Raw genomic sequence first — 14,979 nt, forward strand, 5'->3', positions numbered from 1 at the left:
GCTCCCAAAATGTGGCGCATGAAGGACAAAATCCGCCTTCCGGTCGAATTGGGCCAAGCGATCCAACGCGAGAGGAAAGACCGCCGGTTGAAGGCGACAGACATCGCTTCGCGCTCGGGCCGTGCGCGCAATGTCCTCTACCGACTCGAACGCGGTGAGGACATCACCCTCGCCTCGCTTTTCGACATCTTGAGCGCAATGGACCTGACGATCCGGCTTGAGCGCTTGGGCATGCCTACGCTTGAGGAAGTCACAGCCCGCTTTGGCAAGGTCGACGACGATGCTTCCTGAGAAGGTCAAGCAACTCGATGTCGAGATCGCCGGAGAGCGAGCCGGGCAGCTGCTCAAGCATTCTGTGTACGAGTTCCGCTATATCGACAGCAATCTGGACCAGCCAACCTTGGCGCTGTTGATGCCGCCGACGCGGCCTACGTACCAGGATGGAGATCTGTTTGCGGTCATGGATCAAAGCCTGCCCGAGGGCGATCTATACCTCCGCCTGCGGGCAATGTTTCCCAAGCAGCAGCTTACCCAGATGCAGCTGCTTGCGGTGATCGGGTCCAACGGCATCGGGCGCTTAGGCTTTCGGCTACCCGGAGCGGCGCGAGCCGCGGCCCCTCAAGTCATCGATCGCAAGACCTTGCTCGGGATCCGCTATGCGCCCGAAGTGTTCGACGAACTGGTGCGGGCGTACCTCAGCGCAGGCGCGGGCATTGCCGGTATGCAGCCGAAGATCATGGTGTCGGATCGGATCACAGTGCCGGTGCCTACGATCATTGTGAAAGCTGCCTCGCCGTCCTATCCGGGTCTGTCGGCAACGAGTTCCTGTGCCTGACAGCCGCGCGTCACGCCGGCATTCAGACGCCCACCTTCGACCTCTCGGATGATGGGCAATTGCTTCTGGTCGATCGGTTTGACATCTCGTCGGACGGGTCTCGAATGGGTTTCGAGGACATCGCGGCCTTGATGAACCTGCGAGTGCGAAACATTCAGTCAGATCGAAAATACCAAGGGAGCTATCAGCGCATCGCCGAGTTGATGCGCTACCTGCAGTTGCCCAGCGAGAACCTCGAGCGCTTCTTCGAACAGGTCGCGTTCAGCATCATGGTGCGAAACGGCCATGGCCACCTGAAGAACTACGGCCTTCTCTACACCTCGACAGCAGACTGCCGCTTGGCGCCGATGTTCGATGTGGTGACCACTGCGGTTTACCGTTGTGCGCGCTATGAAGGAGGGCCCGAGCTCGAAGATCGCACGCTCGCGCTCAAGCTCTTTGCGGGCAAGCGTCAAACCAGGGCCTACCCGACTACCGAAGAGCTGCTGCTCTTCGGCAGCAGGGTCTGTGGAGTTGCCAAGCCCGGGCAGGCTCTCACGCGGATAGCAGCCGGGATGCGCAGGACGTTGGCAGAAGTGTCCAGCGATGAACGGATTCCGAAGGATTTGCTGAGGAAGATGGCAGACCTGTGGAGCGACGGCATGACCTACGCAGATGTTCCTCGCCCTTGATCCGAGATCAGTGCATCAGAGTCTGAGACAGCGCATTTAAGTCCGAGACGACAACTTCGGCTGACCTGCAGCTCCTGTCCGACCGGGAGAAGACTCTCGGACATCCGCTCGTGCAACGAGAGGCGGATCAAGATCTTTCTTGCCTGGCTCAGCTCTATCGAATACCGGGTGAGCTTGGACTTGTGGCATAAGCCAGTCCAAATTTTTATCCCCGCCTCCAACTGGTCAATTTTGCGTCGGCACTGACAGGACTTCACGCCTACCGAGTCGGAGTCCGGGTTCGTAGATCGGTCTCAATGACCGCTGACTGATGCCCCTCTCGAAGTCGCCGGCCCAGCTCAGCGAACCAAAAGTTCATCGACAAGATAAGCGGTGGCGCGTGAACTGGAGAAAGCAAGCAGGCTACAGATCGCTCCTTCATCAAAGGCATCGTGTGCTGCCGCGACGCCATCAAACCATATGACAGCGAATCCATCGGGAGGCGACGGTTCGGACCACAATCGCTCGCGCCGAGCCGTAGACACCGTCCAGTTCATTGACAGTCGCAGGCCGGCCTCCCGCGCGTGGTCCGAGAGCGCATGGCCGAATTCTTGGCTGGATGAAGAGCCCAACAGGAACGGGACGATCACTTTGACGGGACACCTGTGGTCGCGGGTCTCATCGCCCTCGGTGTTCACTATGCAGAGCGTCCAACCCTTCAGGAAGTTGAGCTCATCGGCAGGAATGTGGCGGCGGCCGATGCTAGAAGCCTGCGCCTCGCGCATGGCATCTTCATCGCGAAAACAGAGCTCCACAATGCCATCGATGGAAAAGGCGGGCTCTTCATGGGAGTTCCAAAGGATCTTGTCGACGCGGTTGTGTGTGTACTTCGAGATGCCCTCCATGCCGAGCGCCAGAGCGGCGTGGGGACCCGCCCAATAGTTCCTGAAATCAGCCGTCGACAGGCCTTCCTTTCGGGATAGGAGGGTCATGCGTTTCGTCATAAGAATCTCCAGCGCTTCAGACGACCCGCCGCTCATCGACAAGGAAGGCTGTGATGTCGCCGAGGAAAGTCCTGGCATGGGCCATCGTGGTTCGGCCGGTGGGCGAGGCGAACGCATCCTGCAAGGTCTGTGCGTCCTTGAACCACAGTTCGACAATGCCGTCGATGGGAAGGCTGTCATAGTCGCAGGGAGTGCCCTTCTCGCGTTCGCGGACCGCCACGACGTTCTGTCGATACCCGCTGACCCCAGGCATCTCTCGCACCAGGTCGCCGTGGATCCGCCACTCGCGGCGAAAGTCTTCTTCGCTCAAGCTGGGAAGCCGCCGGATCACGGAGATGCGCTTCAGAAGCCTGGCGCGTTCATCGTCGCCTGGCACCGGAATCACGACGGACTGCTCGGCCGTGACGATGTGAAGCCCTCCAAGGAAGTGGTTTTCGTCTGCGATCAGGTCGGCGGCCAGCGTGCCTTCGCTGAATGCACGCTCGGATTCCTTCGCATCATCGAACCAGAGCTGGGAGAAGCCGTCGAAGTCCCACGGGCCACGGAGAAAGTCGATGCCTCTTTGCACGCGGTCCACCACCGGGTTCTGCCAGTAGGCGCGCAGGTTGGGCGCTTTCGCAGCCAAGGCGGCATGCGGGCCTTTCCAGTAGGCGTTGAAGTCCTCGAAGGTCCAGTCGCGCTTCTTCCGGATCAATCCCATTCTGACGTTCATGGCGTGTTTCCTTGTCTATCCGAGGTTGTGGATGAGTGCGTCCGCGGCCTGCGCACGCGCGCGCGCCAGGCCCGGGGCGCGTTTGGCGAGCCACACCCCGTGGCGGACCGGCCAGCGCGCATAGCCCGGATCGACGCCCAACGAGAGCGCGGCGTGATGCGCCCAGTAGGGATCGAACAGGGCTTCGCGACCCAGGGCGATCAGATCGGCCTTCCCATCCGCGAGCACGGCCTCGGCCTGGAGCGCATCGACGATCATTCCTACGGCCTGGGTCTTGATCCGTGCCTCGTGGCGGATGCGTTCCGAGAACGGAACTTGGAACCCCAGCCCGCGCGGCACGGGCAGCGCCCGCGTCTCCTCGGTCAATCCGCCTGAGGAGCAGTCGATCACATCGACGCCGCAGCCTGCGAGTTCGCGGGAGAGCACGATCGAATCCTCGAGACTCCAACCGCCGGTGCTGCCATCGACCGCCGACAAGCGGCAGAACACCGGCTTTCCCTGCGGCCACGCAGCACGCACCTTGCGTGCGACTTCGAGCGCAAGGCGCATTCGGCCAGCGAAGTCGCCGCCCCATTCATCGTTGCGAACGTTGGAGTTGGGCGAAAGGAAGCTGGCGATCAGGTAGCCGTGGCCGAAGTGCAGTTCCACGACGTCGAAGCCTGCGGCCTCTGCGCGGACAGTGGCCTCGACAAATCTCTGCACGACCTGGGCGATGCCCTCGGCATCCAGGGCGGTGGGCGCCGTCCAGCCGGGGCCCGCCGCCAAGGCGCTGGGACCGAGGCGCTCCCATGGTTCGCCGTCGGCGGCCAGGCGCGGCTCCGACAACGCGGCCCCACCTTCCCAGAGGGGCTGGCTGCCGGACTTCCGGCCCGCGTGCGCCAGCTGGACGCCGATGGCGGCGCCATTTTCGTGGACGAAGTCGACCACCGCCTTCAACGGCGCGATCTGGCTGTCTTTCCAGAGACCGAGATCGGCGGTGCCGATGCGACCGCGGGGATCGACGGCGGTGCTTTCGGTCAGGATCAAGCCGGCTCCGCCCAGCGCGAACTTCCCGAGGTGCACCAGGTGCCATGGCGTGGCGTGGCCCGCCTCGGCCGCATGCTGGCACATTGGCGAGATCACGATGCGGTTCTTCAGTTCGAGCTCGCGCAGCCGGAGCGGCTGGAACAAGAGGGGTTCATCAGAGGTCATCACGAAGACTTTCAGATCAAGGACAGATGGGCGCCGGCGTCAACGGCCGCCGCGTCCCCAGGTACGTGCCGCACATCACCGCCAGGAATCCGAACAGGTGCCAGAGCGTCAGCCGCTCGCCAAGCAGCAATGCCGCGAAGGCAACGCCGAACACGGGAACCCAATACAGGAACACCGCCGTCCGGGCCACCCCGATCCGTGAGATCGCGTGATTCCAGACGAGGTTGGAGAGCGCGGTGGCCATGACGCCGGAGAACAGGATGAACACCCAGGGTCGCCAGCCCGGAAACAAGGCTGCGACGTCCAGGGCAGGCGCCTCGAGACCGGCGTGCAGCGTCAACAACGCCGCTCCGACCAGATAGATGGCCCAACTGATGGTCGCGGTGTGCATGTGGCGGGCCAAGCGCTGGACGATCGCCCCGCCCGCGGCAAAACTGATCACTGAGGCGACCAGCATGAGGTCACCCACGCCTGCCGTGGACAGACCTGCGCCCGGGTGGCTCAACACGACGGCCGCCACACCGACGAAGCCGAGTGCAACGCCGAACAGCCTGGAGGCAGACAGTCGCTCGCGGAAGGCGACTGCAGCGAGCAGCGCCGAAACCAAGGGACTCAAGGCCATGATCAGAGCGCCGTTTGTCGCGGTGGAACGAGTCAGCCCCTCTACGAACAGGATCTGGTTGAGGTAGACCATGAGCAACGCGCAGATGACGATCGCCGTACCCCGGCGCAGCGACATCGAAGGCAGGCGGTGGCCTTTCCAAAGCACAAAGATCGACAGCGCAGCGCAGGCCACGAGCATGCGCAAGGCAGCCAGCGTGATGGGGTCGAAAACCCCCGTCAGAACCTTGACTGCGGCAACATTCAAACCCCAGATCGCCATGGCCGCGATCAGGATGGGCTGCACGGCGTTCGAGCTTCCGGTGTGGGACATCAGGCGCCCTTGACCCGTTGTCGGCAACGTCGCGCGATCAGACAGGGGAAGACGCATGCACGCACGAGCAAGCCCACCGCAGCCTCGCTGAAATCCACCGGCACCAACCTTCGATCGATCGCTCGTGCACCCAGTACGCCCCTGCTCGATGGTTCAGCCTTCAAGCGTCTTCCACATCTCGACGTCACGCTCGGCGGTCCAGATGCGCGGGTCGGTGTACTGCGTCGCTTCGTCGTAGCACCGTGTCACGTCGAAGGGCATGCAGTGGTCGAAGATCACCCAATGTCCGTATTTGGGCTTGAGTGCGGCGAAGGTGTCCTTGTAGATCGCGTTCAGATCCTTGCCCGCGGCGACGCCCTTCTGCACGTTCGCGTACACATCGGCAATGAAGTCGCGGGTCTCCGTGAGGCCCTTCGTAACGTCCTCGGGGGTAGTCAGCGCGGCACCGCGGCCCGGCACCAGCGCCTTGGGTTTCAGTGCAGCCAGATTGTTCAGCGTCTGCGGCCAGTCCTTGAAGTAGGCGTCGCCCGCGTAAGGCGTGGCACCGAACTCGACCAGGTCACCCGACAGAAGCGCCTTCTCGCCGGGGAGCCAGACCACGGTGTCGCCCTTCGTGTGACCGCGGCCGAGCTGCAGCAGTTGCACTTCGAGCTTTCCGAGCCACAGCGTCATCTTGCCGGTGAAGGTCATGGTCGGCCACGTCATACCCGGAGGCACGGTTTCGACCCCGGCGAACAGCCTCGGGAAGCGGCCGATCTCGCTGGCCTTGTCCTGCTCGCCGCGCTCGACAATCAAGTCATACGTGTCTTGGCTGGCCAGTATCTGTTCTGCGCCATATGCGCTGGCGCCCAGCACACGCACCGCGTGGTAGTGGGTCATCACGACGTACCGGATCGGCTTGTCGGTGACCTCGCGGATGCGCCGGATGACGTCCTGTGCCATGGCGGGCGTGGCCTGTGTGTCGGCAACCAGCACGGCATCGTCCCCGATGATGATGCCGGTGTTGGGGTCGCCCTCGGCCGTGTAGGCCCAGGCATGCGCCGAGATCTGGCTGAAAGTGACCTTCTTCTCTTCGAGGTCGGCTTGGGACGCGAATTTCTTGGTTTGGCTCATGGGATGTTCCTGGAATGAATGGTGAGAGAGGCTCAGTGCGTGCCGAGGTAGGCGGCCTTGACCTTGGGGTCGTTCAGGAGTGCGCGGCCCGTGCCCTCCAGGGTGATGTGTCCGGTTTCAAGCACATAGGCGCGGTCGGCCACCCCCAGGGCCTGCTTGGCCATCTGCTCGACCAACAGGATGGTCAGGCCGGCTTCGCGCAGCTGGCGGATCGCATCGAAGATGTCCTTGATGATCAGCGGCGCCAGGCCAAGCGAGGGTTCGTCGAGCAGCAGCAGTTGAGGCTCGCTCATCAGCGCGCGCGAGATCGCGAGCATCTGCTGCTCGCCGCCCGAGAGGGTGCCTGACAACTGGTCCTGCCGCTCCCGCAGCCGCGGAAAGCGCTTGAACTCGCGCTCGACCGCTACGGCTGTCGCAGCGACGTCCTTGCGGCGTGAGTAAGCACCGAGCATCAGGTTCTCGCGCACCGTTTGGTCGGCGAACACGCCCCGCCCTTCCGGTGACATGGCGATGCCGAGTCCGACACGGTCATGGGACTTCACCGATGTGATGTCCTTGCCATCGAATTGGATGCGGCCTTCGGACACCGGCTCCAGACCGCAAATGCTTTTGAGCAAAGTGCTCTTGCCAGCGCCGTTGGCGCCGATGATCGTGACCACCTCGCCCTTGCGCACCTCGAGACTGACGCCCTTGACAGCCTGAATCGCGCCGTACGCGACCTTGACGGATTCGAGTTTCAACATGATGTTCGACTTTCAGGTCAGGCGGCAGCGAGCGCTTCTTCGGGCTCGTCGACGCCAAGATAGGCCTCGACGACCCGCTTGTTGGCCTGCACCTCGGCCGGTTTGCCTTCGGCGATCTTGATGCCGTAGTCCAGCACGATCACATGGTCCGAGATCGACATGACAAGGTCCATGTGGTGCTCGACCATCAGGATGCTCACGCCGCACTTGCCGATGCGCACCAGCAGCTGGCCCAGCTCGGCAGTCTCCTGAGGGTTCAGGCCCGCGGCAGGTTCGTCGAGCAACAGAAGCTGAGGCTCGGTCGCCAATGCTCGCGCGAGCTCGACGCGACGTTGCAGGCCATAGGGCAGGCTGCCGGCTGCGTGGTGAGCCAGGTGCAGCAGACCTACGAGATCGAGCAGTTGCAGGGCACGGGCCCGGGTCGCTGCCTCCTGGTTTGTAGCGCTCGGCAGGGAGAACAGCGATGCGAAGAAGCCATTGGTCATGCGGCTGTGACGACCCAGCATGACGTTGTCCAGCACCGACAACTCCGCGAACAGCCGCAGGTTCTGGAAAGTTCGTCCCATGCCCTTGCAGCAGATGGAGTGCACGGGCCGACCCGAGACTTCCTCTCCCAGGAATTTGATCGAACCCTCGGTCGGATCGATCAGCCCGGTGAGCATGTTGATCATCGTGCTCTTGCCTGCACCGTTCGGTCCGATCAGCGCATGGATGTGGCCGCGCTGCAGCCGGAACGATACGTCCTGCGCCGGCTTCACGCCCCCGAAATTCTTGGTCACACCCTCCACCACCAGCAGTTCGCCCGTGCCTTCGGGCCCGATGCGCGTCGAGTCGGCCGCAGCGTTGCGAACTTCGGGTGGTCGCGCCTCCTTGCGAAACCACTTCGACAGCAGCCCCGTGACCCCACCCGGCATGACATACAGGGCGAAGAGCAGCAGGACGCCATAGAGAAAGTGCTGCGCTGAAGGCCATCGCGCGAGGGCAGCGTCGATGACTGTGAGCACCACGGTGCCGACCAGCGGTCCGTATTGAGAACCGGCGCCGCCGAACAGCACCAGCAACAAGATGAAGATCGACAGGTGGAAGGTGATGAAGTCGGAATTGATGTACTGGTTCTGTTGGGCAACCAGCGCGCCGGCGATGCCGCAGGTGACGGCCGCCACGACGAAGGCGATCACCTTGGCGCGATAGACGCGCACGCCCACCGAGGACGAGGCGATCTCGTCCGCCTGCAGCGACTGGAGTGCCCGGCCGAATCGACCCTGCAGGAGGTTGCGCAAAAGCAGATGCGTGATGGCGCAAAGGGCGATGCCGAACCACACCCACTGTTCCGAAGTCAACGGCTGCCCGTTCCATGACAATGCCCGGATGCCGTAGATGCCCTGCGCGCCGCCGAACACGTCGGTCCACTCGCCCACGAGTTTCTCCACGACGATGCCAAAGGCCAGCGTCACCATGGCCAGGTACGGCCCTTTCACCCGCAACGACGGCAGAGCGATCAAGACGCCGCAGACCCCGGAGACGACGGCGGCAATCACAAGCGCCAGCCAAGGGTTCATTTCGGTCCGCGTCGTCAACAACGCGACTGCATAGGCACCGGCTGCGAACAGCCCCGCCTGGCCCAGCGACTTCTGTCCTGCATAGCCGACCAGCACATTCATGCCAGCGGCGCACAGGTAGTAGACGCACATCATGAAGACGATGCGCAGGTAGTAGTCGTTTCCGAACAGCGAGGTGATGCCGATCAGGGCGGCAGCGACCAGAACGACGGCCAGGAGATGTTGACCGTGCTTCATACCTTCTCCACCAGTTTCTTGCCGAACAGCCCGGTCGGACGGAAGGCGAGGACCAGAATCACCAGAGCGAAGACTGCGACCTCGCGCCACTGGGCCTGCCACAGGTTGACCAGCGATTCGAGGACGCCGAGCACGAAGCCGCCGATGACGCATCCGCGCGGGTTGCTCAGGCCACCGATCATGGCGCCCGAGAAGCCCTTGAGGCCCACTGTGAGACCCATGAAGAGCGAGGCTTGCGCGATCGGCGCCAGCAGGAAACCCGACAGGCCTGCCAGTGCCGAGCTGGTCACGAAGGCACCGACCATGACCGCGTTGGTATTGATGCCCATCAGGCTGGCGACGTTGCCGTTCGCCGCGACGGCGCGCATGGCCTTGCCCACCATCGTCTTGTTCATCACGAAATCGAAGCCGATCATGATGACCACCGCGACGGCCAGCGTGAGCAGTTCCTGCGGACGGACTCCGACGCCGAGGATGCGGATGACCGAGTCGCCCACCGGACCAGGGACCACCACGGGCTTGGGCCCCCAGATCGCCAGTCCGATGCTTTGCAGGATGACGCCGAAGCCCAGGGTGCTCATGACCCATGCCATGCCCGGTCGCCCTGCGAAGGGCCGCACGCCGATGGCATAAAGCAACCAGCCGAGCAGGCCCATGACACCCAATGCGGCAGCCAGTGCCAGGAGTTGGGCGCCGGCACCGGGCAATGCCTGGCCGAAAGTGGTCGAGGTCACGGGAAGACCCAGAACCAGAAAGAGCGCGCTCATGCCGATGAAGGCACCGGCGGAGACGAACTCACCGTGCGAGAAGTTCAGGGTCTTGGTGGTGGTGAAAGTGATGCTGAAACCGAGTGCGACCAAGGCATAGGCACCGCCCACAGCCAAGCCGCTGAGAATCGCTTGCAGGAGCGCCTCTGTCATATTTGCCTCCGAGATGATGGACTGGGCCGCAGGTCGCGGCCCGCAAATGCGAAGCGCGTTACTGCTTGAAGTCGACGCCGGACAGCGATCCGACGATGGCGTCCGTGTATGGCAGCAGCTTGCCGTCCTTCCAGCGGATCCACACCAGGTCCTTCGCGGTCAAGGCTTCGTGGTTGGTCTTGCTGAAAGGCTTGACGTAAGTCTTGAGAACTCCCTGAACGGGTGTTTTCAGGTCTTCCAGCGCAACGCGCACGGCCGATCCATCGAAGCTGTTGGCTTGCTTGACTGCAGCCGCATACAGCTGCACCGAGTCGTAGCCGTGGAGCGCGAAGGAGAACGAGCCTGGCGCCTTGAGTTTGGGGCCGACGCGATCGAAAAGCTTCTGCTGAGCGGGCGTGCGCGTCTCGCTGACGGTGCGCATGAAGATCGGTTTTTCGGCGAGCGCCTTGCCAGCTGCGTCGTAGAACGTGATGTTGTCCGCGGCCCAGGACGTCAGCACCAGCGGGAAGTAGTTGATCTTCTCCATGCTGCGCACCAGTTGCGCGATCGGCGTGCCCTGTGCCCATACCACGACGGTATCGACGCCGGCAGACTTCATCTTGCTCAACTGGGAGGTCATGTCGGTGTCGCCCACACCGAAGCGCTCGGTGGCGGCGATCTTGATGTCCTGCATCTTGGCCAGCTCTTCCATGTCCTTCAGCCCGCCCTGGCCATAGCCGGTGGTTTCTGCCATGAGGCCGATGACCTTCGACTGTGCGGAGTTCTTCTTCACATAGGCCATCAGCGCCGCTACCTGCTCACGGTCAACCATCGACACGCGGAACATGTAGTTGTCGGCACCGGGGCTGACGGGCTTGGTAATGTCGGTACCCGAGCCCACGTTGCCGATCACCGGCACCTTCTTCTGATTGGCGATGTGCTTCCAGGCCATGGCGTTGCCCGAATTCGTCGGGCCAAAGACGGCCGAGACTTTCTCGCTGTCCACAAGCTCGCTCATGTTCTGAATCGACTTGGGCGGAGCGGACGTGTCGTCCCGTGTCACGAGCGTCAACTTTTTACCGAGCACGCCGCCTGTAGCATTGATGTCGGCGATGGCGGCTTCCATGCCGAGCACCGCAGCCTGGCCGCTCTGTGCGGAGGGCGACGCGGACAGATCGCCGTTGTAGCCCAGCTTGACGTCCTGGGCATTCGCAGTGGCGGCGGCCGCGACAAGACTGGCGGTCAAAACGGCATGCTTGAAGAATGTAGGGGTGCGCATGGTTGTCTCCTCTTAGGGTTTCTGAACTCGGCGAGTTCGGGGTTGCGAACGGGAAAACGAGATGGGTGGAAGCTCAACTGGCCAGGAAGCCGCCGTCGACTGGAAGCATCACTCCGGTCACGTAGCTGGCCATGCCGGAGGCGAGGAAGACCACGGGGCCGACCAGTTCCTCGGGCTGCCCCACGCGGCCCATGGGCGTGCGCAGCATGAACTTGTCGAGGCGCTCGGGTGCTTCGCGCGTGTAGGAGGTCATCGGCGTCTCGATGACTCCCGGCGCTATCGCATTAACGCGAACGCCGTCCTTCGCGAGTTCGACAGCCAGGGCTTGCGTCATCAGCTTGACCGCGCCCTTCGAGGGCGAATAGCCCACCACATTGGGGATGCCCGTGCTGGAGGCGATGGAGGCTACGTTGATGATGCAGCCCTTCGTTTTCCTCAGCGATTCGAGCCAGGCGTGCGTCGGGAGGAAGGTCCCCATCACATTGACTTCGAGGGTGCGCTCGAGGTTCGACGCCACCTTCGGGCTGTCCAGGCCTTCGCGAATGATGATGCCGGCGTTGTTGACCAGGATGTCGACGTTGCCGACCTCGTGGGCAACGGTCAGTGCGAGCGCCTGGCAGGCATCACGGGAGGTGACGTCGAGCTTGTAGGCGACCGCGGTGCCACCGTCGGCATTGATTTCAGCGGCCACGTCCTTCGCGTTCGCGTCGTTCAGGTCTGTCACGACGACCTTGGCGCCTGACTTGGCAAGGCCCTTGGCAATGGCCTTGCCGTTGCCCTGCCCTGCGCCGGTCACGAGCGCGATGCGTCCTTCGAGGACCTGGGGGGCCATCTTTGGGGAGATTTCCATTCGTCTTTCCTGTTTCATGTCCGTGCGACGTTTCAGGCGGCAAGGACGCGCTGGCGCTGCGCTGCCAACTGCACCACTTCCGCCGGTTGTCTATCGATGGCTCGCGCGAGAGCCTGGCCGGCGACATAGCCGAAGGTCAGCGCCGGGCCGAGGGTGATGCCGGCACCGGGGTAGTTGCCGCCCATGATGCTGGCGGCGTCGTTGCCGATGGCGTACAGGCCCTTGATCGGTTGGCGGTCCTTCGTGAGTACGCGGCAGGATTCATCTGTCGACAGGCCGGCGAAGGTGCCGATCTCTCCCACGACAATCTTGATGGCGTAGAACGGACCCTGGCGGATGGGTGCCATGCACGGATTGGGCGTCACCATCGAGTCACCCTGGAAGCGGTTGTAGGCAGTGGTGCCCTTGCCGAATTTCGTGTCGACGCCCTGGGCCGCGTCGCGATTGAACGCTTCGACCTCTTCCTGCAGCGCGGCATGCGGCACGCCGATTTGCTTGGCGAGTTCCTGCAGCGTGTTGCCGGATTTCAGGTAGCCCGTGGCCAGGTGCCTGCCGATGGGCAGCGGGAACGGCGCCACGCAGCCCATGCCGTATTCGCGCAGATGCTTGTGGTCGCAGATTTCCCAGCACGTCACTTCCGAAGCGCCTTCGCAGGCCTTGACCAGATCCTGGATGAAGTCGTGGTACGACATCGCTTCATTGGTGAAGCGCCGACCCTTCTGGGTCACGGCGATGACTCCCGGCTTGGCCCGGTCGATGAAGTGAGGCATGACGCCTTCGGAGCCATTCTTGCGCCGCGTCACCGAGGTCGGGCACCATGCCGCCGCATTCGGAATGGTGGGGTCGACCCAGCCGCCGACGGATTCGCCGAGGCGAAGGCCGTCGCCGGTGTTGAGGGCCGGCGACGGCGTGTAGTGTTCGTGGCCGGTCGGCGCGTGGGGAAAGAGCTGCTTGCGACGCTCGATGTCGTAGGGGAAGCCACCGCAGGCCAGGACGACGCCGCGCCGGACCCGGACATCGACAGGCTTGCCGTCGCGCACGACCTGGGCGCCGACCACGGCGTCGCCTTCCGTGATGAGCTTCTCGACGTTCGAGTTGAGCCACACCGGAACGTCGAGGTTCATCGCGGCCTTGGCGAGACGTCCCGCAAGGGCATTGCCGTTGGTCAGGGTCATGCCACGGCCATGTCGTACGACATCGAGCAGGTGGCCGCCGAAACGCTTGGCCACGTAGAAGAACGACTCGAAGGACTTGAAGGCACGCAGGAAGTGCCAGAGCTCCTTGCCGGAGCCCAACATCATGCCAAACACCGTCAACTCGGGGACCGGCGGCGCCAGTTCCTTGACGCGCGGGCCGAGCTCGCGCGCGTCGAAGGGACGAGTCACCATGGAGCGCCCGCCTGGCTGGCCGCCGGGTGCTTCGGCGTGGTAGTCGGGAAACACGGGCGGCATGTCGAACTGCACGCAGGTGTTCTGGGTGAAGAAGTCGAAGGCTTTGGGGCCGTTCTCCAGGAAGGTGTCGACCCGTGCGGCATCGAAATGCGTGGTCGCTTCATGTTCGAGGTATGCGCGCGCAGCACCAGGCGGTTCGTTGATGCCCTGATCGCGTGCGAGCTTGGTGCCCGGAATCCAGAGCCAGCCACCCGATCGCGCGGTGGTGCCGCCGTAGACCGGCGCCTTGTCCACGACTAGGACCTTCAATCCGTGATGGGCCGCCGTCACCGCCGCCGACATACCGGACGCGCCGGTGCCAACGACCAGGACGTCGTACTCCGTCTCCTGCTTGCTCATGACCAAAAACTCCTTGAAGTAGAGGCCGCCTTTGTCGACCTGATGGCGTTAGTATGGTGCTAACGCATCTTTCCTATGCTGATCGTTTACCCTAGGCTAATGGGATTGCTATACTCGAAGCGTTAGGAGGCATCCATGACCGCGCTGGAAAACGAAGGAAACGAGTCGGGCTCAGAGAAGGAGCGCAGAGGTATCCAATCCATCGAGGCTGGTGGCCAACTGCTGCTTGCGCTGGGTGCGCATGGACGTCCTATGCCGCTGCGAGAACTCGCCAAGGCGGCGGATATGGCACCGGGGAAAGCGCACCCTTACTTGGTGAGCTTTGCGAAGCTAGGGCTGGTTACCCAGGAGGCCTCTACGGGCCACTACTGGCTCGGCCCGACGGCGATGCAGCTCGGCCTGGTCACGCTGAGGATGCTGAATCCTGTTCGAGAGGCGACGCCTTTCGCCGAGGCCTTGGCGCGGGAGACGGGGCACAGCGTGGCACTGTCGGTCTGGGGGAATCAAGGTCCCACGGTGGTGTTCCTGTTTGACGCCATCTATCCGTTGCACACCAACATCCGGACCGGAACCGTAATGTCGCTGGCGGGCACGGCCACGGGGCGCCTCTTTGCGGCCTACCTGCCGGCCAAGCTGATCGAAGAGTCGCTGCTCGAAGACGAGCGGCGCCTGGGACCGGATATCGCAAAGCCCATCGACTCTGGCGATCTGCAAGGCATGCTCGGCGAGGTTCGCAAGCACGGCGTTTCGCGGTCAGTGAACAATCCGACGCCGGGTGTTTGCTCGTTTGCAGCGCCGGTCTTCGACTATTCTGGGAACATCGTTCTCGGCATCACCTTGATGGGACGGTCCAGATCGTTTGACACGAGCTGGACGGGGACCCAGGCGACGGCCGTCAAGGCCTGCGGCGTGGACGTTTCGAAGCGACTGGGGCATTGATCTGCACAGCCAGACGAGATCAGTGCATCCGTCGACATCTTCGTAGCCGCTGGCTGGCTCAAGGTGCACGCCGCGCTTCGTGCGCCGCCGCACCTTGGACTTCGGGCTCGCGCGGGCCATCGAAGCCGCGACCCGCTGGCCTGGGGGTCAAGGTCGCAGCAACTTCTGCTCGCCAGCGACGACTCGCGGTTGCCGGATTGGCAGGACCGACGCCAGCCAGCATCGCGTGGATTGGGGCAGTGAC

Annotated in this window: 15 protein-coding genes; 4 read left to right on the forward strand and 11 right to left on the reverse strand. The window is 63.2% G+C overall.

Annotation, left to right across the window (positions count from 1 at the left end; genetic code table 11):
- Positions 1–18 precede the first annotated feature (18 nt).
- From RT97_RS05525 to RT97_RS33710, 3 genes are read left to right on the forward strand one after another with little or no spacing between them, the layout of a single operon-like run.
- Positions 19–291, forward strand: coding sequence for a helix-turn-helix domain-containing protein (locus RT97_RS05525; protein ID WP_253278139.1), 273 nt, complete (start codon positions 19–21; stop codon positions 289–291).
- Positions 281–835: a HipA N-terminal domain-containing protein gene (locus tag RT97_RS33705; RefSeq protein ID WP_253278140.1), complete on the forward strand. Its 555-nt coding sequence runs from the start codon at positions 281–283 to the stop codon at positions 833–835. The genes RT97_RS05525 and RT97_RS33705 overlap by 11 nt, the downstream gene beginning before the upstream one ends.
- Positions 836–855: 20 nt before the next feature.
- Positions 856–1,506 (forward strand): HipA domain-containing protein, encoded by a 651-nt coding sequence (locus tag RT97_RS33710; RefSeq protein WP_253278158.1) that lies wholly within the window; start codon positions 856–858, stop codon positions 1,504–1,506.
- 338 nt (positions 1,507–1,844) lie between these two features.
- On the opposite strand, the gene RT97_RS32030 is transcribed toward RT97_RS33710, so the two are convergent.
- The 11 genes from RT97_RS32030 to RT97_RS05585 all read right to left on the reverse strand — a co-directional run bounded on the left by RT97_RS32030 (position 1,845) and on the right by RT97_RS05585 (position 13,796).
- On the reverse strand, positions 1,845–2,489 hold the full coding sequence (locus tag RT97_RS32030; protein WP_172672161.1) for an EthD domain-containing protein: 645 nt from the start codon (positions 2,487–2,489) through the stop codon (positions 1,845–1,847).
- Positions 2,490–2,505: 16 nt separating this feature from the next.
- On the reverse strand, positions 2,506–3,201 hold the full coding sequence (locus RT97_RS05540) for an EthD domain-containing protein (RefSeq protein WP_042577760.1): 696 nt from the start codon (positions 3,199–3,201) through the stop codon (positions 2,506–2,508).
- A 15-nt stretch (positions 3,202–3,216) separates the two neighbouring features.
- Positions 3,217–4,392, reverse strand: a complete 1,176-nt coding sequence (locus RT97_RS05545; RefSeq protein WP_042577761.1) for an NADH:flavin oxidoreductase/NADH oxidase — start codon at positions 4,390–4,392, stop codon at positions 3,217–3,219.
- Between the two features lie 16 nt (positions 4,393–4,408).
- Positions 4,409–5,299: a DMT family transporter gene (locus tag RT97_RS05550; RefSeq protein ID WP_052810583.1), complete on the reverse strand. Its 891-nt coding sequence runs from the start codon at positions 5,297–5,299 to the stop codon at positions 4,409–4,411.
- A gap of 180 nt (positions 5,300–5,479) precedes the next feature.
- Positions 5,480–6,439, reverse strand: a complete 960-nt coding sequence (locus RT97_RS05555; RefSeq protein ID WP_042577763.1) for an MBL fold metallo-hydrolase — start codon at positions 6,437–6,439, stop codon at positions 5,480–5,482.
- A gap of 32 nt (positions 6,440–6,471) precedes the next feature.
- Positions 6,472–7,182 (reverse strand): ABC transporter ATP-binding protein, encoded by a 711-nt coding sequence (locus tag RT97_RS05560; RefSeq protein WP_042577764.1) that lies wholly within the window; start codon positions 7,180–7,182, stop codon positions 6,472–6,474.
- A 17-nt stretch (positions 7,183–7,199) separates the two neighbouring features.
- Positions 7,200–8,978 carry a branched-chain amino acid ABC transporter ATP-binding protein/permease gene (locus tag RT97_RS05565; protein WP_042577765.1) on the reverse strand — a complete coding sequence of 593 codons (1,779 nt, stop codon included), beginning with the start codon at positions 8,976–8,978 and terminating at the stop codon, positions 7,200–7,202.
- The gene (locus RT97_RS05570; RefSeq protein WP_042577766.1) at positions 8,975–9,898 is read right to left on the reverse strand and encodes a branched-chain amino acid ABC transporter permease; all 924 of its coding nucleotides are present in this window, start codon (positions 9,896–9,898) and stop codon (positions 8,975–8,977) included. The genes RT97_RS05565 and RT97_RS05570 overlap by 4 nt, the downstream gene beginning before the upstream one ends.
- A gap of 58 nt (positions 9,899–9,956) precedes the next feature.
- Positions 9,957–11,156 carry an ABC transporter substrate-binding protein gene (locus RT97_RS05575; protein WP_042577767.1) on the reverse strand — a complete coding sequence of 400 codons (1,200 nt, stop codon included), beginning with the start codon at positions 11,154–11,156 and terminating at the stop codon, positions 9,957–9,959.
- Positions 11,157–11,229: 73 nt separating this feature from the next.
- A complete protein-coding gene (locus RT97_RS05580) occupies positions 11,230–12,006 on the reverse strand; it encodes an SDR family NAD(P)-dependent oxidoreductase (RefSeq protein WP_080898183.1) in 777 nt (258 codons plus the stop codon).
- Positions 12,007–12,038: 32 nt separating this feature from the next.
- Positions 12,039–13,796 carry an FAD-dependent oxidoreductase gene (locus RT97_RS05585; protein WP_042577769.1) on the reverse strand — a complete coding sequence of 586 codons (1,758 nt, stop codon included), beginning with the start codon at positions 13,794–13,796 and terminating at the stop codon, positions 12,039–12,041.
- A 135-nt stretch (positions 13,797–13,931) separates the two neighbouring features.
- Between RT97_RS05585 and RT97_RS05590 the strand changes: the two genes are divergently transcribed.
- Positions 13,932–14,735 carry an IclR family transcriptional regulator gene (locus RT97_RS05590; RefSeq protein ID WP_042577770.1) on the forward strand — a complete coding sequence of 268 codons (804 nt, stop codon included), beginning with the start codon at positions 13,932–13,934 and terminating at the stop codon, positions 14,733–14,735.
- Positions 14,736–14,979: the final 244 nt, after the last annotated feature.

Origin of the sequence: Variovorax paradoxus, from assembly GCF_000834655.1 — a bacterium.
GTDB lineage: Bacteria > Pseudomonadota > Gammaproteobacteria > Burkholderiales > Burkholderiaceae_C > Variovorax > Variovorax paradoxus_F.

Coding starts and splice junctions, on each gene's coding strand:
- RT97_RS05585 (WP_042577769.1), bottom strand. CDS start 13,796: ATGAGCAAGCAGGAGACGGAGTACGACGTCCTGGTCGTTGGCACCGGC.
- RT97_RS05565 (WP_042577765.1), bottom strand. CDS start 8,978: ATGAAGCACGGTCAACATCTCCTGGCCGTCGTTCTGGTCGCTGCCGCC.
- RT97_RS05575 (WP_042577767.1), bottom strand. CDS start 11,156: ATGCGCACCCCTACATTCTTCAAGCATGCCGTTTTGACCGCCAGTCTT.
- RT97_RS32030 (WP_172672161.1), bottom strand. CDS start 2,489: ATGACGAAACGCATGACCCTCCTATCCCGAAAGGAAGGCCTGTCGACG.
- RT97_RS05540 (WP_042577760.1), bottom strand. CDS start 3,201: ATGAACGTCAGAATGGGATTGATCCGGAAGAAGCGCGACTGGACCTTC.
- RT97_RS05590 (WP_042577770.1), top strand. CDS start 13,932: ATGACCGCGCTGGAAAACGAAGGAAACGAGTCGGGCTCAGAGAAGGAG.
- RT97_RS05525 (WP_253278139.1), top strand. CDS start 19: ATGAAGGACAAAATCCGCCTTCCGGTCGAATTGGGCCAAGCGATCCAA.
- RT97_RS05560 (WP_042577764.1), bottom strand. CDS start 7,182: ATGTTGAAACTCGAATCCGTCAAGGTCGCGTACGGCGCGATTCAGGCT.
- RT97_RS05580 (WP_080898183.1), bottom strand. CDS start 12,006: ATGGAAATCTCCCCAAAGATGGCCCCCCAGGTCCTCGAAGGACGCATC.
- RT97_RS05570 (WP_042577766.1), bottom strand. CDS start 9,898: ATGACAGAGGCGCTCCTGCAAGCGATTCTCAGCGGCTTGGCTGTGGGC.
- RT97_RS05545 (WP_042577761.1), bottom strand. CDS start 4,392: ATGACCTCTGATGAACCCCTCTTGTTCCAGCCGCTCCGGCTGCGCGAG.
- RT97_RS05555 (WP_042577763.1), bottom strand. CDS start 6,439: ATGAGCCAAACCAAGAAATTCGCGTCCCAAGCCGACCTCGAAGAGAAG.
- RT97_RS33705 (WP_253278140.1), top strand. CDS start 281: ATGCTTCCTGAGAAGGTCAAGCAACTCGATGTCGAGATCGCCGGAGAG.